Here is a 22199-nt window from a genome sequence, read left to right as displayed (position 1 = left end):
TATTATCATGCTTGCTATTGAAAAAACTTCTCAGTATGTAGGGGGTACATAATGAATTTAACACGCAAGAAATCGTTTACAGTATTTGTATTTTTACTAGCCTTTTCATTACTTTTAAGTGCTTGTGGAAAATCAAATACGAAAGAGGAAACAAAAGAAAATACGAAAAAGGAAATGATTACGGTGGAACATGCAATGGGTAAAACAGAAGTTCCTGCTAACCCAAAACGTGTAGTTATTTTAACAAACGAAGGAACTGAAGCTTTACTTGAACTAGGTGTGAAACCAGTTGGGGCTGTAAAATCTTGGACTGGTGATCCATGGTATCCACATATTAAAGATAAAATGAAAGATGTAAAAGTTGTTGGTGATGAAGGACAAGTGAACGTGGAAACAATCGCTTCTTTAAAACCAGACTTAATTATTGGTAACAAAATGCGTCACGAAAAAGTGTACGAGCAACTAACAGCAATTGCACCTACTGTGTTCTCTGAGACGTTACGTGGTGAATGGAAAGACAACTTCAAATTTTATGCGAAAGCATTAAATAAAGAAAAAGAAGGTCAAAATGTTTTAGCTGATTACGATAAAAGTATGAAAGATTTAAAAGCAAAACTAGGTGATAAAGTAAATCAAGAAATCTCTATGGTTCGCTTCATGCCTGGTGATGTTCGAATTTATCATGGTGATACATTCTCTGGTGTTATTTTAAAAGAACTTGGATTTAAACGTCCTGGTGATCAAAATAAAGAGGACTTTGCAGAACGTAACGTTTCCAAAGAACGTATTTCTGCAATGGACGGCGACGTATTATTCTACTTCACATTCGATAAAGGAAACGAGAAAAAAGGCTCTGAATTAGAAAAAGAATATATCAATGATCCACTATTTAAAAATTTAAATGCAGTGAAAAATGGTAAAGCATACAAAGTTGACGACGTTATTTGGAATACAGCTGGTGGTGTAATGGCCGCTAACCTACTATTAGATGATATCGAAAAACGCTTTGTTAAATAATACTTCCTTAACCAGCTCCCCTTCTATGGAGCTGGTTATTTTTCGATTCACTTAAATGTCACATTATTTCGTTTTGTATTTTTATTCCCAATATGTTATATTATAAAAGTAAATAAAATATATTTTCTCTATATCAGAATAAATATTTTAATCTAAATTTTCTGATTAATCACTATTTTATTTTCTTTTAGAATTCAATTATTACATTTGAAAACGCTTATCATCTTGTTTTCAGGGCAAAATACAGTAACGGTTGAAGAAAAATAGAACTTTTTTAGAAATTTTCTTTCTATTTCCATATAATTCTATTGACTTCTAAATATTTTGTAAATTAAAATGATTACATAAATATCCGTTATACAGGATTAGGGGGAAACAAACATGGATGCAGCTTTAAAATTAGACAAAGCTGGAGAGCAACAATCACCAAAAAAACATCCACCAGGGTTATACTTGTTGTTCTTTACAGAAGCATGGGAAAGATTTAGTTATTACGGAATGCGTGGCTTATTAGTTCTTTATTTAACAACGAGCTTAGTAAGCGGCGGTTTAGGATTTGATAAAGCAGTTGCCGTACAAATTTACGGTATTTTCACAATGTTAGTATACTTCACTCCGATTATCGGTGGTTGGTTAACTGACCATTTCATTACGAAACGCCATGCTATTACCATTGGTGGTATCATTATGGCACTTGGTAACTTTGTACTATTTTCAATGAACACGAAAACTGGACTATTTTTAGGATTAGGATTATTAGTTATTGGTAACGGATTCTTCAAACCAAATATTTCGACTTTATTAGGTCAATTATATAGCGACAACGATTCTCGTCGTGATAGTGCATTCACTATCTTCTACATGGGAATTAACTTAGGAGCTTTTATCGCTCCATTCATTTGCGGTTATTTCGCAGATTATAAATACGGATTCTTAACAGCTTGTATCGGTATGATCATTGGTCAAATTGCCTTTAATACATTAGCACCTCGTTACTTAGGATCTATCGGAACAACTGTTGTCGGAAAGAAATCTAAAGAAAACAATGCAAAAGTAATTGAGAAAAAACCTTTAACAGCACAAGAGAAAAAACGTACAGCTGCAATTTTAATTTTAACTTGTTTCGTTGTATTCTTCTGGGCAGGATTTGAACAAGCTGGTAGTTCTTTAACACTTTACACAGATAAGTTCGTGGATCGTACAATTGGTGGATTTACAATTCCAACACCTTGGTTCCAATCTATAAACCCACTGTTCATTATCTTACTAGCATTACCAGTTTCTGCATTATGGATTAAACTTTCAAAAACAAAAAATGGTGACTTAAAAATCCCAACAAAAATGGCATTAGGTATGATTTTACTAGGGGTTGGATATTTAGTTCTAACTTTAGCTGTTTTAAAAACTGGTAGCGATGAAGGTAATATTGCAATGAAAGCAAACTTATTCTTCATTATCTTCACTTACATGTTCCATACAATTGGTGAATTATTCTTATCACCAATCGGATTATCTATGGTAAGTGCAATTGCTCCTCTTAAATTAGCGTCATTATTAATGGGTGTATGGTTAGCTGGTACTGGCTTCGCAAACTTATTAGCAGGACAATTAGCTGCTTTCACTCAATCTTTAGGATATTTAGAAGTATTCGCAAGCATTGGTGTTATCGTAATCGTGCTAGGATTAGTACTTCTTATGTTCTCTAAGAAAATTGCACATATGATGGAATAAGAAATAAAAAGACGCTTCTAAAATTAGAAGCGTCTTTTCTATTACTTCTCTTCTAAAGCCGTCACGTTCACGTGAACGCTTTCTCCAGGATTAGATACATCATACACTTGAGCAACTCCACTCTGCTCGTCACAGCTCTCAATCCATACTGGTACGCCCTCATATGTAACGTCAATTCTACTTGAAGAAGATAAAATTTGTTTCACACGTTTTACATCCATACTACTATTCCTCCTTTTCCTTACTACACTCCTTTCTATCTTTTCTTTCCCCTTTAGAATATATTCCATATAGCATCATTTTAATGGATAGCCTTTTCTTCCCTTCATGCTAACATTTTCTATCCTATTATCTTTCTGACAAATAAAAAAAAGACGTATATCCCACACGTCTCTTTCCATAATATTCAAATTTTAAGAAAATAATGTCTTTACAACTTCACTTACTTTATCATTATGAATTTGATAATACACTTCTAGTCCTCGTCTTTCAAAGCGCACTACTTTATTTTGTTTTAATTTCGTTAAATGTTGCGAAACCGTTGATTGTGGAATTTCTAACACTTCCTGTAATTGTGTTACATTACAAGTTCCACGTTGCATTAGTTCCATTACTAGGCGTAAACGTAACGGATGCGCTAGCGCTCTTAACATTTGTACATCTTCTTCTGAAATACGACATTCGAATTGATTTTGGCTCATAAAGTTCCCCTCATTTTCGTTTTTATTTTCTTTTTATTTATTTATATATCTGTTCTTATATTTCCTGTTACGACATAACTTTATCAACCTATAAAGATGAAAATTTTTTCCATCTTAACCAACAAAGAGCTCAGGAAAAAATCCTTGCTGATTTTGAATATTATACTATATGATATAACGAAAAAGCAAAAGTAAGAGCTAGGAATACTTTGCTTACAAACGTTGTTTTATCAGGCTTTTTGTTATATTTTCACCGCATTGCAACGTACAGTAATGATATTGTAAAATACCGTCTATAATTGATAACCTATCGTAACGTATTTGGGTCATATTTAACCTCTTTGTTATGCAAAAAGGAATTTTCAGTAAAAAAGATAATGTAATATTAAAAATTGACTTATTGTTGTTTTAATTCGTATTGTACTTGCTCAGACTGTTATTCAAAACTTCCTATTAAATGCATTTACTTTCTCTTTCTTACTAGATCAACTCAGACCAGCATGTGACACCTATCAAATTTCAACATCCTATATACTTAATGCAAAGACGTCATCTAACATATAAGATTAATGATATGCGAACAAACAAAAAAATATGGAAATAACTTCAAAAAGCGCACTCAAATGGATTTGAGTGCGCTTTTTGTCTACTTTATGAACAAAGCATTCCTTTTAACACTATTATGGAATAATTATACTTTTTTACGTTGACAATAGTGTTGAAGGAGAATATACTAAGCATGTAAGTTGATTGTGAATAGTTTCACAAATAATGTGAATTTCTTCACATAAAATAGATAGGAGTTGTCATTATTATGAGTACTTGGACACAAATTTATGACCCATTAAACAATATTTGGTTATCTGCACTAATCGCAGCACTACCAATTTTCTGCTTCATCATTTGTTTAATGGGACTGAAAATGAAAAGTTATATCGCTGGTCTTTACAGTGTGATTGTCGCTATTATTCTTGCTATATTCGTTTATAAAATGCCAGCAACAGTAGCTGTAGCATCTGCCGGATTCGGTGTTTTATCTGGATTTTATCCAATTTGTACTATCGTTATCGCAGCAATTTTCCTTTATAAATTAACTGTTAAAACAGAGCAATTCAATGTCATTCGTGATAGTATTTCAAGCATTACAAATGACCAACGTTTACAAGTATTATTAATCGCTTATTCTTTTGGTGCTTTCTTAGAAGGCGCGGCTGGGCTAGGGGTTCCAGTTGCTATTACAGCTGCATTACTTGTAGGTATGGGCTTTAATCCATTAAAAGCAGCAGGTATTTGTTTAGTAGCAAACATCGCTGGTGGTGCTATGGGTGCTATGGGTATCCCAGTTACAGTACCAGCCCAATTAACTGAGCTAGACGCATTAACTATCGGTCGTCAAACTGTTCTTATTTTACCATTCATTAGTATTGTTTTACCTTTCTTACTTGTATCAATGGTTGATGGAATTAAAGGTATTAAAGAAACTTGGCAAGGTATTCTTGTAAGTGGTGTTTCTTTCGCGGTTACTCAGTTCCTTGTAACTTACTTCTTAGGTGCAGAACTTACTAATATTTTCGCAGCCGTTGTAAGTATGATCTCTCTTGCATTATTCTTACGTGTTTGGCAGCCAAAATCTTCTACTAAAAAAGAAAAACAAGAAGAAAAAGCATCTCATACATTCAATCAAATTTTATATGCTTGGTCTCCATTCGTATTCTTAACTGCATTCGTAACAATCTTTAATTTAAAACCAATTAAAGCTTTATTTGCTCCGGATGGCGCACTAGCAAACTTAGTATTTAACATTCAGTTCCCTGGTCTTCATAATGCTGTTATGAAAACTACACCTATTACAAAAGCTGATACACCTTTCGCAGCTGTTTTCAAGTTTGATGTATTCTCTTCTACAACTACTGCAATCGTATTGGCAATTATCGTTTCACTTATCGTGTACCGCGTAAAAGGTAAAATGGTTAAAGAATTAGTAGTAGAAACAATGAAAGAACTAAAAGCTCCAGTATATACAATCTGTAGCGTTATCGCTTTAGCTTACGTAGAGAACTACTCTGGTATGTCATCTACACTTGGACTTGCATTCTCTTCTACTGGTAATGCATTCCCAGTTCTTTCTCCAATCTTAGGATGGATTGGCGTATTCATTACAGGATCAGTAGTATCAAGTGGTTCATTATTCGCACCGCTTCAAGCAGTAACTGCAGATCAATTAAACATCGTTCCTTCTACACTCGTTGCATTAAACGTAGTAGGTGGTACAATGGCAAAAATGGTTTCACCACAATCTGTAGCAGTTGCTTGTGCAGCAGTTGGACTAGTGGGTAAAGAATCTGCCCTATTTAAAACAGCAATGAAATACAGTTTAATCTTCTTAGCGATTATTAGCTTACTTCAATTAAACGCTGTATTTAATATCTTTTAAAAAATTCAAATACATGATAATAAAAAAGGAAAAAGTCCCGTTAAAAATCGAGGCTTTTTCTTTTTTATTTCCTAATAAATCATTTTCTTTATATTGAGCATAAAGCTTTTCCTTTTTATATCTACATTATGAAAAGACAAATATAAAACCGATAGAAGAGTGAATAATAAACTAATTTGTGTAAGAATCAAACTAGAAAACAACTTTTTCTTCAATCTGAATAATTCTGTGTAGTTTAATTTTTACACCCTAAATAATATAAAAATTAATTCTGTTTCACCCAATAGTACGCCCCATTTCCCTAGAACCTTACCTTATGCAATATACTCTCCCTTCACTTAGAATGATTAAACCACAAATGATTTTACACGAACAATTTGATATGAATTATTTCACTCCAAATCTAAAGCAAATATTTTTCATACTCAATTTATAGATTAATATTCTTCAAAATATATTTCCTATTGAACCCTTTATCTATTCCTTAAATAATAATACCTCTTATGCAACAACACATTTTCAATATTTACCCTTCTTTATAATAAAAATATATAATTAGATACAAATAACAAATATTACTTAATATAACATTTTTAGTTGACTTAACCTAACCAAAACAATATCCTTATATAGAAATATAAAATAGGGGGCGTCATTTTGAACAAGTATTTTATTAGTTTAATAGCAACATTATTTATAGTTTGCGGTTTCAATTCATCTATTTTCGCAGAAGAGAATCAAATTGATTATTCATCACTATATAATCAAGCTATACAAGAAGGTGCCCTAGATAGAAATACTGTATCCTTAGAGCAATGGACACAACAAAATAAAGAAGAGTTTTATCCTGTATATGTAGAGGGTATTCAAGAAAAAGTGTTCGATCAGCCATTAACGTATGCAGAATGGTTAAAATTAAACAATTATGGACAAGCTCCTAAAACTAACTCAGATACATTAGAAGACGTAACATTACAGTATGCAACATGGAAAGGTGTTTCGATAAAAGCGGGAGATATTTTTATCACAAACGCCGCTATGTCTAAAGGAATTTTAGGTCATGCAGCTATTGCAAATGGGGATAATTATATTTTAGATATGCCTGGTTATGGCGAGGGCAATAGACAATCACGTGCTACAGATTGGTTAAACGAGTACTCACAAAATGGGCGCTGGATTAAAGTATATCGGGTTAAAGATCAAGCATTAGCTAGACAAGTCGCTAGCTATGCCGATAGAAACTTTTACTCTAGTACAGGAAGTGCTACTAGAAACATTAAGTTGGACTATAACCTGAGTCCACATTTATACTCAAAGAATCCTACATATTGTTCTAAATTGGTTTTCCAAGCATACTATTATGGATCGGGTTCAAAACCTGTAATGAAATCTCCAAGTGGATATGTTCTTCCATATGGTTTAGTTGACACTTTTAATGACTCATATAAGCCATCATTAGTAACGCAATTTAATGGTTGAATTTAGGAGGGAAGGAAGATTGAATAAAAAATTGATTATATTAATCTCAATTCTAATTCCTATCGTTTTAGTTACTGTATACTTTTTATTTACTAAAGAGCAAGCGAAAAAAAGTATTTATAACTATATATCCAAACAAGGAATTGCGGAAAAGCAATTAAAATACGTCGATTTTAAAAAGGATTATAAGCGCGGCGGATACAACTTGTTTACGTACGTGAATGATGAAAAAGAAAACATTCACTATGTATATCACTATCAAGATGGGAAAGTAACTTTCTCCGCTTATCTCAACGACCCAGATTATATTAAAGAGAAAGCTTGGGGTGGAAATAGGTTAACTGCTGAGGAATTAAGCACACTAAAACATCCTCCATTAAAATAGTTCTTTAACCGATTTAAAAACGTCTTTTATAAGACGTTTTTTCCTGTTATAGCGTTGTTTATGTATATAACTCATAGAACCTTTTAACCAGAAGTCCAATTGAATAATGATATAAAAAACACCTCCCGAATTCATATACTAAATATACAAATTCAATGGAGGTGTTTTTTCACATTACATCTTCTTATTCTTTAATAAAGAAGCACCAGCAATTTCAGGATGCGTCATTTCGAATGGATCTAAAATAATATCCAATTCTTCTTCTGTTAGTACACCATGTTCTAAACATAACTCCCTAACAGATTTTCCTGTTTCAATTGCTTCACGTGCAATACGAGATGCTGCTTCATAACCAATATGAGGATTAACTGCTGTAATAATTCCGACACTTTTCTCAACATATTGCTTCAGCAATTCTTCATTTGCTGTAATTCCTTTAATGCAATATTCACGGAATACACGGAATCCGTTATTCATAATACTAATAGATTGAATTAAATTAAATACGAGTACAGGCTCCATTACGTTTAACTCTAATTGGCCTGCTTCTGATGCTAAGCAAATTGTATGATCATTACCAATTACTTGGAAAGCAACTTGATTAATTACTTCTGCCATAACAGGGTTTACTTTCCCTGGCATAATAGATGAACCTGGTTGACGAGCTGGCAATTGAATTTCCGCCAATCCAACACGTGGACCAGATGCCATAATACGAAGGTCATTCGCAATTTTAGACATATTCATCATACATACTTTTAATGCTGCAGATACTTCTGTGTATGCATCTGTGTTTTGCGTTGCATCAACTAAATGCTCTGCGCCAACAAGTGGGAATCCGCTAAATGTTCGCAAATGTTTAACCACTTGCTCAATGTACGTAGGGTTTGCATTTAATCCCGTACCAACAGCTGTCGCCCCCATATTCACTTCATATAAATGTTGGCGAGACTGTTTAATTCTTTTTATATCACGCTCAAGCACTCGGCTATACGCTTCAAATTCTTGTCCAAGACGAATCGGAACAGCATCTTGTAAATGTGTACGCCCCATTTTAATAACGTGATCGAACTCTTTTGCTTTTTCACGGAAAGCAGCATGAAGTTCTTCCATTGTAATAAGAAGTTCTTCTAACATCATAAGAGTTGCAATATGAATTCCCGTTGGAAACGCATCATTCGTTGATTGAGCCATGTTCACATGCGTGTTTGGGCTAATTTTCGCATACTCGCCTTTTTCATATCCCATACGTTCTAACGCTCGATTAGCGATTACTTCATTTGTATTCATATTAATAGAAGTTCCAGCACCGCCTTGGATTGGGTCCACGATAAATTGATCATGTAATTTTCCATCAACAATTTCTTGCGCTGCCTCTGCAATTTCATGTCCAATGTCTTTCGCTAAGTAACCAGTATCCATATTTGCAAGTGCCGCCGCTTTTTTCACAATTGCCATTGCCGTAATGAGTGACGGATGAATGCGATATCCTGTAATCGGGAAGTTTTCTACAGCACGTAATGTTTGTACACCATAATAAGCTACACTTGGTACTTCCTTTTCACCTAAAAAGTCTTTTTCTATACGTATATCCTTCGTTGCTATCATTTTCATCACCTATACTTTTCATTCTAAATCCTTATCTAAAAAATTCGCCCTCTAAAAATACGAGTATCATGCAGAAGAATTTTTCAGTATCCACCTTCACTATATAGCACCTTTTTTGAAAGCGCAAACATTTATCTTTCTATATATATCTTTTATAAAAAAATATAGAAAATCATTCTTCTACCCTCTTTATTTCCACTCGTTTAATTTGATGCATATCCTTTTCAAGAACTTTAAAAGAAAAGCCAGATTTTTCAATAACATCTCCTTCAGCGACGATTTGCTTTTGTACCATAATCCAACCACCAATTGTATCTACATCATCAGCGATTAAGTGTATGCCAAATAAATCATTTACTTCACTAATAAGCACTTTTCCATCTACGATCTTACACCCTTCACTTATATGCTCTATAGGCGGGTGTTCATCTTCATCGTATTCATCTCGGATTTCCCCAACAATTTCTTCTAAAATATCCTCTAATGTAACAATCCCTGCTGTACCGCCGTATTCATCATATAATACAGCTAACGGAATTCGTTTTCTTTGCATTTGTAATAGCAAATCATGGATAGGAATATTTTCTAACACCTCAATAACTGGCCTTGTATATGGTGTAATTGAGCACTCCTCCTCTCGATTACCATCCATATAACGAATAAATAAATCCTTTACATTAACCATCCCAATGATTTCATCTTTATCTTCACCAAATACGGGATACCTCGTATATTTTTCTTGTGCGATTATTTTAATATGTGTTTCAAATGGTTCGTCCTCATATAAGCCTACGACTTCCGTACGAGGTACCATAATTTCCTTTGCGACTCTATTATCGAATTCAAAAATATTATTTACATATTTAAATTCCCTTTGATTAATCTCTCCGCTCTCATAACTCTCAGATAAGATGAATCGTAATTCTTCCTCCGAATGAGCTACTTCATGTTCAGAAGCCGGATGTAATCCGAATAACCCTGTCACAAGCCTTGCTGAACCATTTAAAGCCCAAATAAACGGATACATTACTCGGTAAAAGTAAATAATTGGCTTCGATAATAATAAGCTAACTTGCTCTGCCCTTTGTATAGCGAGCGTCTTCGGAGCAAGTTCACCAATAACAACATGTAAAAACGTAATCACTGCAAAGGCAATAATAAATGAAACTGTACTTGCAATTGCAGGAGATAAGTGTAGTTTTAAAAACAACGGCTCGAGTAAATGTTTTATTGTCGGCTCGCCTAACCACCCAAGTCCTAAAGCAGTAATTGTAATACCTAACTGACATGCTGATAAATACTCATCTAAATTTGAAGTTACTTTTTTAGCTGCTAATGCTCCTCTTCGTTTTTCAATAACGAGTTGATCAATACGACTGCTACGCACCTTAATAATTGCAAACTCAACAGCCACAAAAAATGCTGTTAACGCAATAAGGATGGCTACCATCAATAATTTTAAAATATCCACATATGTCCTTTAGCTTTCTTAGCTAAAGTTACACCTCCTTTAAAAAAGAAGTTTCACTTTAGTTTCTTCATTTATTTGAAAGCAACCCTATATAAAATTCACCAATTTCAAGCCTCATACAATTCTAAAGGCAAGCCATCAGGATCTTGGAAAAAGACAAATTTTTTATCCGTAATTTCATCCATACGTATCGCTTCAGTCTCCACACCGCATTGTTTTAAATGGTTTACAGCTTCTTCTATATTTGTAACAGCAAATGCTAAATGTCTAAGTCCAGCTGCTTCTGGAAAACTTGGGCGCTCAGGTGGACTAGGAAATGAAAATAATTCAATTTGATACTCTTCCCCTACACATAAATCTAACTTATAAGAATCTCGTTCTTTTCTATATACTTCATTTATCGCTTTAAAACCTAATATCCGAGTATAAAAATCCTTTGACAGTTCATAATTCGAACAAATAATTGCAACGTGGTGCACTCTACATATATTCATGCTCTCTCTATTCCTTTCTTTACCAAAGATGCATATTCTCCCTTGAAATGAAAAACATATATAGCAGAATATCTCTTTTAGGGGGCTTACTATGAAATTTATTACTTTTTTCGTGGGACTTATCGTTGTTTTCTTCCTTGCTTATATTGCTAGCAACAATAAGAAACATATTAAATTTAAACCAATTTTCATCATGCTTATTATACAGTTGATTTTAACCTATTTATTATTAAATACAGAAATCGGCCTCATACTTATTCGGGTCATTTCCAGTCTGTTTACAAAGCTACTCGAGTATGCTGCTGATGGTATAAACTTCGTATTTGGCGGTCTTGCCAATACAGGTGAAATGTCATTTTTCCTTACTGTATTATTACCAATTGTCTTCATTTCCGTCTTAATTGGTATACTACAGCATTTCAAAATACTACCATTTTTTATTCATTGGATCGGTTACTTCCTTAGCAAAATAAATGGGCTTGGGAAATTAGAATCTTACAACGCTATTGCATCTGCTATTGTCGGCCAATCAGAAGTTTTTATTACGGTTAAAAAACAATTAGCTCAAATTCCAAAACACCGTCTTTATACACTTTGTGCTTCTGCCATGTCAACCGTATCTATGTCTATCGTAGGTGCCTACATGACAATGATTGAACCTAAATACGTAGTAACCGCACTCGTTCTCAATTTATTTAGTGGGTTTATTATCGTACTCATCATTAACCCTTACGATGTGAAAGATGACGAAGATATTTTAGAAATTAAAGGCGAAAAGCAAAGCTTTTTTGAAATGCTTGGAGAATACATTCTAGATGGCTTTCGCGTAGCCATCGTTGTCGGCGCTATGCTCATCGGATTCGTCGCATTAATTAGCTGCATTAATGACCTATTCCTCATTATATTCGGCATTACTTTCCAGCAATTAATCGGCTACGTATTTGCGCCTGTTGCATTCCTTATCGGTGTACCAAGTTCTGAAATTGTCACAGCTGGTAGCATTATGGCAACAAAGCTGGTAACGAATGAATTTGTAGCAATGATGGACCTTAGTAAAATTTCTAATAGCCTTTCTCCTCGTACAGTTGGTATTATTTCTGTCTTCCTCGTCTCTTTTGCCAACTTTTCTTCTATCGGCATTATTTCAGGTGCGGTAAAAGGATTAAACGAAGAACAAGGAAACGTCGTTGCCAGATTTGGCCTTAAATTACTATATGGAGCTACTCTCGTTAGCATTTTATCTGCAATTATCGTAAGCATTATGTTGTAATTAGGTAAAATTTTATCATTTTCTTATCCCTATCTTTTGTATACAATAACGAATAGATGTCTTTATAAATAATCAAGACATCTATTTTTTATACATGTACAATCACTTTTATTTAGCGTACAATAATTTTTATGTGTTTGAATGTACTTCTAGATGTATACACTTTGATAGTTTTAAAGGAGAAAAAATGATGAAATCCGATATGAACAAAGATACTCGAGCCAAAAAAGGACGCTCAAAGAAAAAACGTCTACTTTGGTTCCTTCTTATTCCATTACTGATTATAGCACTTGGAGCAGGAGGTTACTCCTTCCATATATATAGTAAAGCAAAGTCTATATTAAGTAATGCCTATTCTGAACTGGGCCGCGGGGATAAATCCAGCAAACGTGAAAAAGCCGTTAAACCTATGACTGATAACATTTCTGTACTTATTATGGGTGTTGATGAAAGTGATATTAGAGGTAAAAATTACGGAAAAGCAACTCGTACAGATGCGCTATTACTTGCAACAATTAATAAAAACGATAAATCTGTTAAGCTTGTCAGTATTCCACGTGACTCACGTGTCTACATTAAATCACGTGATAAATACGATAAAATTACACATGCGCACGTATTCGGTGGTGTGGACAGCACAATTGATACAGTAGAGAACTTTTTAGATGTTCCAGTTGATTACTATGTAAAATTCAACTTTAAATCATTTATTAAAATTGTCGATTCTCTTGGTGGTATTACTGTCGATGTTCCGGTTGAGTTTACAGAACAAAATAGTAAAGACGAAGCAGGTGCAATTCATCTGAAAAAAGGACGTCAACATTTAAATGGAGAAGAGGCATTGGCACTAGCTAGAACTCGTCATATCGACAGTGATTATATGCGCGGTCAACGACAACAGCTTGTTTTAGAAGCTATTGCTGAAAAAGCACTATCTCTGAATTCCATTAATAAAATTGGTGGCCTATTAGATGCTGTTGATAAAGACTTAAAAACAAATTTAACTTTTGATGATATGATGACCATTGCCAAAAATTCAATGGATTCCAATTTAAAAATGGACAAAATGCAAGTAGAAGGTACTGATAAATATATAGGTGGTATTTATTATTACGTTCCAAATGAAACAAGCGTCAATAATATTTCGACAACACTACAAGAACATCTCGGTGTTACGAATAAAAATGAACATAAAAAATTATAATAAAAAGGCTGCTAGATCTTTCTAGACAGCCTTTTTATTATAATTTTCAACATATTCCTCGTACATATTGTGACAAAAAGAGACAATTATTACAGCAATGTAACATTTTTTATAAAAACATTACACACATAGTGGAAATAATAGTATACTAGTACGTACATAATGTTATTTTCATCATTTTTATACAAAAAATGTAATACATATATTTATACAAAATTTTCTGGGGGGAAATAAATGAAGCTAAGTAAAATACTGATCGGTTCTGCAATTGCTGGGGGCATATTACTTTGTGTAGGCGGTGTTGGTGGATATCAATATGTATCCAAACTAAATAATCAATTAGATACTATTGCATTACCAAATACTACATTTGAAGGTATTTCTCTCGATGGAAAAAATAAGAAAGATATTCAAGCAATTATTAATCAAAAGGTAACTGAATTAGACCAAAAATCTCTTACCTACATATTCCAAAATGATAAACAAACGTACACATGGAAAGATTTAGGGATAAATTATAAGGAAAAAGATATTATCGACAAAATCTTTAAAGAACAAGAAGGAAACGTAATGAATCGTTACCAAATGCGGAAGCAGGCTGAAAACGGTGAATTAAAACGTGATTATAAATTAACGCCTCAATTAAATACAACTGCTTATGAAAGCTTTATGAAGGATAAATATAATGACACTTTAAAAAATCCTGTTAATGCAGAATTAAATATTGAAGGTTCTACAGTAAATATTAGCCAAAGTCAAAATGGTGAAAAAATTGACAAAGGAAAGTTAACTGATTTAACGAAACAGGCCATTACTTCTGGTACATCTGACGTTACGTTACCAGTTACACTATTAAAACCTGAACGTTCTACAGAAGATATACAAAAAATGGGTATTAAAGAAGTAATTGCTGAATATTCGACTCCAATGGCTGGTCGTAATGGGAATCAATCCTTTAACGTAAATAAGTCAGCTAATACTTTAAGTGGAGTTATTGTCGCACCTGACGAAACATTTAGTTTTAATGGCCGCGTTGGCGTAACTGATGCTGCCCATGGTTATAAATCCGCAGCAGTCTTTTCACAAGGTAAAGTTATACAAAGTGCAGGCGGAGGCGTTTGCCAAGTTAGTAGTACTTTATATAGCGCCGCTTTAAGAGCAGATTTAGGCATTGTTTCTCGAAGCAATCATTCGATGCCCGTAAATTATTTACCACTTGGGCAAGATGCAGCAGTGGCAGATTATGGTCCAGATTTAAAATTTAAAAACAATACAGGCAATCATATTTATATTCAAGCATTTTCAAATGGAGGCAGTATTACTACACGCATTTTCGGTACAAATACTGGTAAAAATGTTGAAGTTTCTTCTCAAGTAATTAGTAGAGCTAATGACAAAATAACAGCAGTTACGTATAAAAAAGTTACACAAAACGGTGAAGTAATATCTAATGGCCAAATTTCAAAAAGCGTATATAAAAGCGCTCCAAAACAATGAGGTGCTAATAAACGGGCAAATTTCAAAAAGCGTATATAAAAGCGCTCCAAAACAATGAGGTGCTAATAAACGGGCAAATTTCAAAAAAGAAAAAGGCGTGATTTACTCACGCCTTTTTCTTTTGCAATAATAGTAAAAAAGCTTCAAGATGGTCTTTCGTTTCTTCTAAGGACCACATACGATTTCCTAGCCTCGCAGCTAATACACACGCCTCTTCCCAAGCATCCTTTTTCTTCATATATAATAATTCATCGCGTAATTTCAAAACAATTTCTTCGTCTTCTTGCTCTATAAACTCTTCCATCACGCCTACTATTTCATCCTCATGAACACTTAACGTACAGTACGATTTAAGAAAGTATTGTAATGTCGTATACATATGTACTCCCCCTTCTTATTTGTCAGATGGATAAGAAGTAATGATCTTATATCCTAGATCTCCTGACTTATCTCTCGCTAAAACAGTAACAGTTTTGACTAACTTGTCTTTTACATTCATATTTTTCTTTATTACCGTTTTTCCAACCGGGAATGAATGAGTTGTATTTAATACGAGACGAGCCTCTTTAGAATTCTTTAACCAATCTTGAATTTCCTTATCATGCTGCTTCAAACTATCTTTTACAGCTTTCGTCGCTGTTTCCTTATCATAGTATGTACTTGCCGCTGATACTTTATCTGTCTTCAAGCGACTCTTTAAATCCTCTTCTGTTTTGCCTACATGTCTTTCAATCGTATGACCATTTTTAGGTGGCCCTTCCATTTCATCTAAAATATTATCACTAATTTTTTCTACTGATGTCGATTGATTCCCTGTTTGTTTCTCTGTTTTTTGTTCTTTTCCTGCACATCCACTTAAGATCAGCATTAATGCCAATAAACTACTCAAGAAAAGACTACTTATTCGTTTCATCATATCACCTCTTCCATGATTATTATCATAACTTAACTAAAAGTCAATTTCACAAAGAAAAAACGTATATATTTTTTAAATTCCTCATTAAATTTGCCCTATTACCACCATAGTTTCATCAAACTACTATTTTGGACCCTTTTTAAAATATACCCCCGTGATTTTCGAATTATTCCCCGACTTAAATCACCATTATAAATACCGAATAAACCCTTTAAATTAAGGATTTATTCGGTATTTTTTAAAACAGAAAAATATACCCCTTATTTTATATACCCAATACCTATATAAGGTATAACAATGGTGTTTCATCAACGTTTTCCTACATTATGTAAATTTGCACTTGCCTACACAATAGAAATATGGTGTAATGCAAAAAAAGATAAAGGATTTTAAACAATGGCTGAAACAATTCAAAACTTCTTAACAGACTATTATTCAATCGCAATTCCACTTAGTATCTTAATTAACATCATCATCAGTCTTTTAGGTTTTATCCCTAGTATTTTTTTGACCGCTATTAACATACAGCTCTTTGGTGTAACGAACGGAACCATTATTTCGATCGCTGGTGAGGCATTAGGGGCTATTATCTCGTTTTATATTTATCGTATAGGCCTTCAGAAATTCACTCACAACAAAGTAAATAAGTATCCAAAGGTAGAACGCCTACTTTATGTAGAAGGTAGAGAGGCCTTTCTACTCGTTCTATCGTTTCGATTCATACCTTTCATTCCATCAAGTATCGTGACTTTATTTGCCGCTTTAGGCAAAATGTCATTACTCTCTTTCAGTATTGCCAGCACAATAGGAAAAATACCGTCCTTATTGATTGAAGTATATTCTGCCTACCACGTCATAAATGGAACAAATGAAGCAAAGTGGATTATAACAATCGCGGGGTGTGTCGGATTGTATTATTTGTGGAAAAAATGGAGAAAAAAATAAAGAAGGAGCATAGGCTCCTTCTTTATTTTTGAGGTATTTTATTAATAAACTCCCCTTTAAAACCTTAGTTTACACCCACAGCACTATATGATTGCTTCACTGCTGCTACTTCTGCAGAATTTGCTCCATATAAATCAGCTGCAGCTTGTACTAAACCAGCACGAGCTTGACTAAACGTAGTAGATTGAGTGAAATATTGCGTGTTTGCACGGTAATAAATCGCTCCTACCTTATCTTTACCAATACCACTTACAGTAACACCGTAATGTGTACCACCATTCGCTAACAAATAAGCTGCTTTGTTAATAATACCGCTATTCGTATGAACGCCGCCGTTATCACCAGAACCAGTGTAGCGCTTAGAATAATGGTCTGGATCACCATACTTCGTTGGATCACTCATAGAACGAAGCGCATCTCCTGCTTTACCAGGCGTGTAAATATCTTCACCAATCTCCCAATCTGGGTTACGATTATCATAATACTCTACTAATGTACCAAAAACATCTGAAATAGCTTCATTTAATGCTCCTGATTCATTTTGATAGATTAAATCTGAGCTATACTCCGTAACAGCATGCGTTAATTCGTGACCAATTACATCGATACCGCCAGATAATGAAGTAAACGTTACACCATCACCATCTCCGTAAACCATTTGCGAGCCATTCCAGAACGCATTATTATACTTACTTCCGTAATGAACTGTTGATTTTAATGGTGCTCCTGCATCATTAATAGAGTTTCTGTTAAATGTAGCTTTATAATAATCATATGTTCTACCAGCATAGTAATGAGCATCTACTGCCGCTGCATCATACGCTGCATTGAAAACATTATCTGCATCTGCCCATAATGTTCCTGGTAATGTTGAACGGTTTTTCGCATCATATGTGAAAATCGTTGCTCCGCGCGTATTATCTTGTAAGTAGTAAGATGATCCAGATAACGTTGTATTCAAGGACTTTGTATCTCCCAATACACCTTTACCAGTTCCTACTTTATTTGTTCCTGTTACAGGCTTTACAACCGGTTTCGCTTCTTGTTTAGAAGCTTCTTGCTTAACTGGTGACTTATCTTCATTTGTTACATGATCAAGTTTATTATATTTATTTAATACTTTACCGCTATCTGCTTCAATGAAATAGTAATAGTTTCCTGGGCTTGGCTCTAAGAAGTTTAAATTTACAACATATGCATATGTTGTTTCTTCACCATTTTGATATACATATAAGTCCGCTTTTGGTTCTACCTCATATTTCGGTGTTACCCCTAAATCTTGCTGCGCGATTTCAATCGCTTTTGCGCCTTCAATCTTATTTTTATTTTTCAGCTTGTCCTTTTTGTCTAAATCAGGCGCAACTGTTCCAGACAATACTTTTAAAGAACCATCTTTACTTACGTGGGCTACTTGAGTAGACCCCCATACAGGTACTCCTTCATATACTTGTTGCAAACGTAATACCGTTGAATCCGTTACAGCATCTTTCTTCACTTGTTTCACTTTGAAAGAATCTTGCGCACTCTTTTCCCCTAACTTGTAATCACCTTTTGCTGCGTTTAAGTAATCAAACACAACAGATTCTGCTTTCTTACCAGTTGCTCCAGTTAAATCACCAGAAATAAACTCCGGTGACTGCACCGTCTCATTGTACTTCTTCGTAGAGAGCACATTTTTAGAATCTGCAAACGCAGAGCCTGTCCCTCCAAATGTTGTAACTGCCATTCCTGTCGCTAACACTAACGCTAAACTTTTCTTTTTCATGAACCTTCCCCCTAATAAATTTTTTTTGAAAAAGAGTAATTTTATCGTAGCACTATGTTTTCACTATTAATATACTAAAAATTCAATTAATTATTTTCTCAAGTGTTGTAGAATTTTGAGGAACAAATATTGAAAAAACCCCTTTCCGATTGGAAAGGGGTTTCTCAACATTATACATTTACAGTTTGTGATACACTAAAATCTAATCCATAAGTATCTGGTTTACTCGTATACTGTACTCCACCGACAATTGTAAGTACTACTGCAACTGCTAAAACTCCAGCTAATGCTTTTTTCATTTTTCATCCTCCTTATGACTTTCTAACATTTCAATAACTAGCTTATAATAGTGATTACTTTGCTCAAAGTTCAGTGATTTAGAAAAGTATTCCGCAAGCTCCACATATACTTTCTTCAGTTCTATTTTATTACCTGCTGATTTATAAAACGGAATTGCTTCTAATTCCAAAAATTGTTTATACTCTCGTGCCTCTTCAAAATACTTATTTCGAAGCATAAGCAGTAAATATAATTTTGTATTAAATCTCTCTTCACGTTTGGCAGCGACAATACCTTTATCAATCCATTCTCTCGCTTCTTCAAACTGTTCTAATTTAATACAAGCTAATGCCATTTCATATAATGTGTCTATATAATTTAAATCTATTTGTTTTTGAAGTTGTAAACTCTCTAAATAATAATCTTTCGCTTGATTATATTTTTTCTTTTTATAGTATATATTCCCAATATTACTTAAAGTAATAGCCATTAAAACATCTTTATCCGCAAAAGCCTCTGATTCCCTCAGTATACTCTCATACATTTCTAAAGCTTCTTCATATTGCCCTTGTTCCGCATAACTTAATGCAATAAGAATTTGACAGTTTATCACGTTCCGAAATTTATATTCATTTCTAAATGCCTCTAGTGCAATATTCGCAAAGTGCAACGTAAGATGCTGGATTTCCAAATGACTATAAGTAAGAGCGATATTATAATAAATTCCTGTCTCATGATACCCTAGCTCTTTTGCCATAATTTCTGTCTCTAATAAATGACTTAATCCTTGTTTCCACTTATATTGTAAACAGCATAATAATCCTTTACTATACGTATACAACAACTTCTGAAAAGGCGAGAATTTCTTATATGCCTTCTTAAGCTGCTCTAATTCTTCTGCGATTACCGGCAAGTCTCTTTTCATCAGTAAATAACGTATATTAAGTAGTTTATAATAATTTATAATTTCAAAATCTAAAACGTGTTGCATATCTTCTTGCAATTCATTATAGATGCGCTCAACTTGTGCCTTCTCCAAACGGATTAATGCATTCAGCCAATCATCCAGCTTCCCCTTCACATCTTCTTCTACATCTCTCAAATCCGTCACGGCAATTTCTAACCTTGTGCAGAGCAATTGTAGAATTTCTTCTGATGCTTCGATCTTTCCATTTTCGATTTTACTTAAGTATGAGACAGAACAAATGCCCTGACATAATTCTTCTTGTGTCATTTTTTGCTGTAGCCGTTTATAAAAGACTTGTTTGCCTATTTTTTCTAATGTTTGTTGCATTGTCCTCCTCCATTCTCATTACCCCCATTACTCTAATAATACATAAAATCTTGAGAAATATAAATTGATAAATGTTAATTTTCTAAAAAATATGCATTATTTCATTTTTTTCCCTCTTGACTCTACTTTCATATCCATTCTTTGCTACGAGCGGCGAAAAATTGGTATACTATAACCAAATTATGGAGGTGTTTTCGCGATGACTTATTATAAAGACGATAGCTATGCCTTACATACAGATTTATATCAAATTAATATGGCTTATACATATTGGAAAGATGGTATTCATAATCGCCGCTCGGTGTTTGATTTATACTTTCGAAAGCTTCCATTCGAGAACGGTTATGCTGTTTTTGCTGGCCTTGAAAAGATTGTAGAGTACATAGAAAACTTCAGCTTTACGGAAAGCGATATCGCTTATTTAGCAGAATTACAATTTGAAGAAGAATTCCTTAAGTATTTACAAAATATGAAATTCACTGGGACGGTTCGAAGTATGCACGAAGGTGAAGTTGTATTTAATAACGAGCCTTTATTACGTGTTGATGCACCGCTCGGCGAAGCACAAATTATTGAAACTGCCCTGCTAAACATTGTGAATTACCAAACATTAATTGCAACAAAAGCTGCTCGTATGAAGCATGCTGCAAATAATGATGAACTTTTAGAATTCGGCACAAGACGTGCTCACGAGTTTGACGCAGCTCTTTGGGGCACACGCGCTGCCTTTATCGGTGGTTTCTCCTCTACGAGTAACGTACGTGCTGGAAAACGCTTCGGAATACCTGTAGCCGGCACGCACGCCCACTCTTTCGTTCAAGCATATCGCGATGAATATGTCGCGTTTAAGAAATACGCTGAAACTCATAAAAAATGCGTCTTTCTCGTTGATACATATGACACATTAAAATCTGGTGTTCCAAATGCAATTCGCGTCGCAAAAGAGTTTGGAGATCGTATCGATTTTTATGGCATCCGCCTCGATAGTGGTGATATGGCTTATTTATCTAAAAAAGCAAGAAAACTACTAGATGAAGCTGGGTTTACACATACAAAAATTATTGCTTCTAGCGATTTAGATGAGTACACAATTATGCACTTGAAATCTCAAGGAGCAAAAATTGATGTATGGGGCGTTGGAACAAAATTGATTACGTCCTTTGAGCAGCCAGCGTTAGGGGCTGTGTATAAACTAGTTGCGATTGAAGATACTGATGGAAAATTAAATGATACAATTAAAATTTCATCTAACCCTGAAAAAATTACGACTCCAGGACTGAAACGAATTTATCGCATTATCAATCGAGTTAATGATCATGCAGAAGGCGATTATATTGCATTAGATTCTGAAGAACCAGGAAAAGAAGAACGCTTAAAAATGTTTCATCCTGTTCACACGTATATAAGTAAATTTGTAACAAACTTTGAAGCCCGCGAACTGCATAAAGACATTTTCGTTAACGGTGAAAGAACATATGAACTACCAGACATATTAGATATTCAAAAATACAATGAACAGAGTCTCGCCCTATTTTGGGAAGAGTATATGCGAACTTTAAATCCCGAAGAGTACCCTGTCGATTTAAGCCAAGAATGTTGGGATCATAAAATGAATTACATTCAAACTGTTCGAGAACAAGTTGAAAAAAATATACAAAAATAAAGTGAAACTTTGATCAGTGGGGGTTTTGTTCATCCCCCCACTGATT

At 34.1% G+C, this 22199-nt stretch carries 20 protein-coding genes; 10 read left to right on the top strand and 10 right to left on the bottom strand.

The window, feature by feature from the left end:
• Positions 1 to 51 precede the first annotated feature (51 nt).
• Together ACTFOB_RS15955 and ACTFOB_RS15950 are read left to right on the top strand one after the other, a co-directional pair.
• The gene (locus ACTFOB_RS15955; RefSeq protein ID WP_440026886.1) at positions 52 to 1017 is read left to right on the top strand and encodes an ABC transporter substrate-binding protein; all 966 of its coding nucleotides are present in this window, start codon (positions 52 to 54) and stop codon (positions 1015 to 1017) included.
• A 381-nt stretch (positions 1018 to 1398) separates the two neighbouring features.
• The gene (locus ACTFOB_RS15950; RefSeq protein ID WP_120342208.1) at positions 1399 to 2748 is read left to right on the top strand and encodes a peptide MFS transporter; all 1350 of its coding nucleotides are present in this window, start codon (positions 1399 to 1401) and stop codon (positions 2746 to 2748) included.
• A 41-nt stretch (positions 2749 to 2789) separates the two neighbouring features.
• Here the strand turns inward: ACTFOB_RS15950 and ACTFOB_RS15945 are convergent, their stop codons facing one another.
• Together ACTFOB_RS15945 and ACTFOB_RS15940 are read right to left on the bottom strand one after the other, a co-directional pair.
• Positions 2790 to 2969 carry an acid-soluble spore protein H gene (locus tag ACTFOB_RS15945; RefSeq protein ID WP_000382683.1) on the bottom strand — a complete coding sequence of 60 codons (180 nt, stop codon included), beginning with the start codon at positions 2967 to 2969 and terminating at the stop codon, positions 2790 to 2792.
• Positions 2970 to 3161: 192 nt separating this feature from the next.
• Positions 3162 to 3449 (bottom strand): ArsR/SmtB family transcription factor, encoded by a 288-nt coding sequence (locus ACTFOB_RS15940; RefSeq protein ID WP_000081429.1) that lies wholly within the window; start codon positions 3447 to 3449, stop codon positions 3162 to 3164.
• Positions 3450 to 4263: 814 nt separating this feature from the next.
• Between ACTFOB_RS15940 and ACTFOB_RS15935 the strand changes: the two genes are divergently transcribed.
• The 3 genes from ACTFOB_RS15935 (at position 4264) to ACTFOB_RS15925 (ending at position 7747) form a co-directional block, all read left to right on the top strand.
• Positions 4264 to 5883 (top strand): L-lactate permease, encoded by a 1620-nt coding sequence (locus tag ACTFOB_RS15935; RefSeq protein WP_440026883.1) that lies wholly within the window; start codon positions 4264 to 4266, stop codon positions 5881 to 5883.
• A 657-nt stretch (positions 5884 to 6540) separates the two neighbouring features.
• A complete protein-coding gene (locus ACTFOB_RS15930) occupies positions 6541 to 7362 on the top strand; it encodes a hypothetical protein (protein ID WP_440026882.1) in 822 nt (273 codons plus the stop codon).
• A 19-nt stretch (positions 7363 to 7381) separates the two neighbouring features.
• Positions 7382 to 7747, top strand: coding sequence for a DUF3139 domain-containing protein (locus ACTFOB_RS15925; protein ID WP_440026880.1), 366 nt, complete (start codon positions 7382 to 7384; stop codon positions 7745 to 7747).
• A gap of 174 nt (positions 7748 to 7921) precedes the next feature.
• On the opposite strand, the gene aspA is transcribed toward ACTFOB_RS15925, so the two are convergent.
• From aspA to gloA2, 3 genes are all read right to left on the bottom strand, one after another.
• Positions 7922 to 9355: an aspartate ammonia-lyase gene (gene aspA / locus ACTFOB_RS15920; protein WP_440026878.1), complete on the bottom strand. Its 1434-nt coding sequence runs from the start codon at positions 9353 to 9355 to the stop codon at positions 7922 to 7924.
• Positions 9356 to 9527: 172 nt separating this feature from the next.
• Entirely contained in the window at positions 9528 to 10826 is a 1299-nt protein-coding gene (locus tag ACTFOB_RS15915; RefSeq protein ID WP_440026876.1) for a hemolysin family protein, read from the bottom strand.
• A 107-nt stretch (positions 10827 to 10933) separates the two neighbouring features.
• Positions 10934 to 11320 carry an SMU1112c/YaeR family gloxylase I-like metalloprotein gene (gene gloA2, locus ACTFOB_RS15910; RefSeq protein WP_001017670.1) on the bottom strand — a complete coding sequence of 129 codons (387 nt, stop codon included), beginning with the start codon at positions 11318 to 11320 and terminating at the stop codon, positions 10934 to 10936.
• 91 nt (positions 11321 to 11411) lie between these two features.
• On the opposite strand from gloA2, the gene ACTFOB_RS15905 reads away from it, so the two are divergent.
• The 3 genes from ACTFOB_RS15905 to ACTFOB_RS15895 all read left to right on the top strand — a co-directional run bounded on the left by ACTFOB_RS15905 (position 11412) and on the right by ACTFOB_RS15895 (position 15291).
• Positions 11412 to 12590 (top strand): NupC/NupG family nucleoside CNT transporter, encoded by a 1179-nt coding sequence (locus ACTFOB_RS15905; RefSeq protein ID WP_440026874.1) that lies wholly within the window; start codon positions 11412 to 11414, stop codon positions 12588 to 12590.
• Positions 12591 to 12777: 187 nt separating this feature from the next.
• Positions 12778 to 13794 (top strand): LCP family protein, encoded by a 1017-nt coding sequence (locus ACTFOB_RS15900; protein WP_440026872.1) that lies wholly within the window; start codon positions 12778 to 12780, stop codon positions 13792 to 13794.
• A 234-nt stretch (positions 13795 to 14028) separates the two neighbouring features.
• Positions 14029 to 15291 (top strand): VanW family protein, encoded by a 1263-nt coding sequence (locus ACTFOB_RS15895; protein WP_440026871.1) that lies wholly within the window; start codon positions 14029 to 14031, stop codon positions 15289 to 15291.
• Positions 15292 to 15397: 106 nt separating this feature from the next.
• On the opposite strand, the gene ACTFOB_RS15890 is transcribed toward ACTFOB_RS15895, so the two are convergent.
• Entirely contained in the window at positions 15398 to 15670 is a 273-nt protein-coding gene (locus tag ACTFOB_RS15890) for a hypothetical protein (RefSeq protein ID WP_440026869.1), read from the bottom strand.
• Positions 15671 to 15685: 15 nt separating this feature from the next.
• Positions 15686 to 16204, bottom strand: coding sequence for an RNase A-like domain-containing lipoprotein (locus ACTFOB_RS15885; RefSeq protein WP_440026867.1), 519 nt, complete (start codon positions 16202 to 16204; stop codon positions 15686 to 15688).
• 399 nt (positions 16205 to 16603) lie between these two features.
• Here ACTFOB_RS15885 and ACTFOB_RS15880 point away from each other — a divergent pair, with 399 nt between their 5' ends.
• The gene (locus tag ACTFOB_RS15880) at positions 16604 to 17152 is read left to right on the top strand and encodes a TVP38/TMEM64 family protein (RefSeq protein ID WP_440026865.1); all 549 of its coding nucleotides are present in this window, start codon (positions 16604 to 16606) and stop codon (positions 17150 to 17152) included.
• Between the two features lie 64 nt (positions 17153 to 17216).
• Here the strand turns inward: ACTFOB_RS15880 and ACTFOB_RS15875 are convergent, their stop codons facing one another.
• From ACTFOB_RS15875 to ACTFOB_RS15865, 3 genes are all read right to left on the bottom strand, one after another.
• On the bottom strand, positions 17217 to 18917 hold the full coding sequence (locus ACTFOB_RS15875; RefSeq protein WP_440026863.1) for a M4 family metallopeptidase: 1701 nt from the start codon (positions 18915 to 18917) through the stop codon (positions 17217 to 17219).
• 170 nt (positions 18918 to 19087) lie between these two features.
• Positions 19088 to 19216 (bottom strand): NprX family peptide pheromone, encoded by a 129-nt coding sequence (locus tag ACTFOB_RS15870; protein WP_440026862.1) that lies wholly within the window; start codon positions 19214 to 19216, stop codon positions 19088 to 19090.
• A complete protein-coding gene (locus ACTFOB_RS15865; RefSeq protein ID WP_440026861.1) occupies positions 19213 to 20490 on the bottom strand; it encodes a tetratricopeptide repeat protein in 1278 nt (425 codons plus the stop codon). The genes ACTFOB_RS15870 and ACTFOB_RS15865 overlap by 4 nt, the downstream gene beginning before the upstream one ends.
• A gap of 199 nt (positions 20491 to 20689) precedes the next feature.
• Here ACTFOB_RS15865 and ACTFOB_RS15860 point away from each other — a divergent pair, with 199 nt between their 5' ends.
• A complete protein-coding gene (locus tag ACTFOB_RS15860) occupies positions 20690 to 22153 on the top strand; it encodes a nicotinate phosphoribosyltransferase (RefSeq protein ID WP_440026859.1) in 1464 nt (487 codons plus the stop codon).
• Positions 22154 to 22199 lie beyond the last annotated feature (46 nt).

It is taken from the genome of Bacillus cereus group sp. MYBK79-1 (assembly GCF_051915365.1).
Taxonomy (GTDB): Bacteria; Bacillota; Bacilli; order Bacillales; family Bacillaceae_G; genus Bacillus_A.
This window is presented reverse-complemented; position numbering and strand designations above follow the sequence as displayed.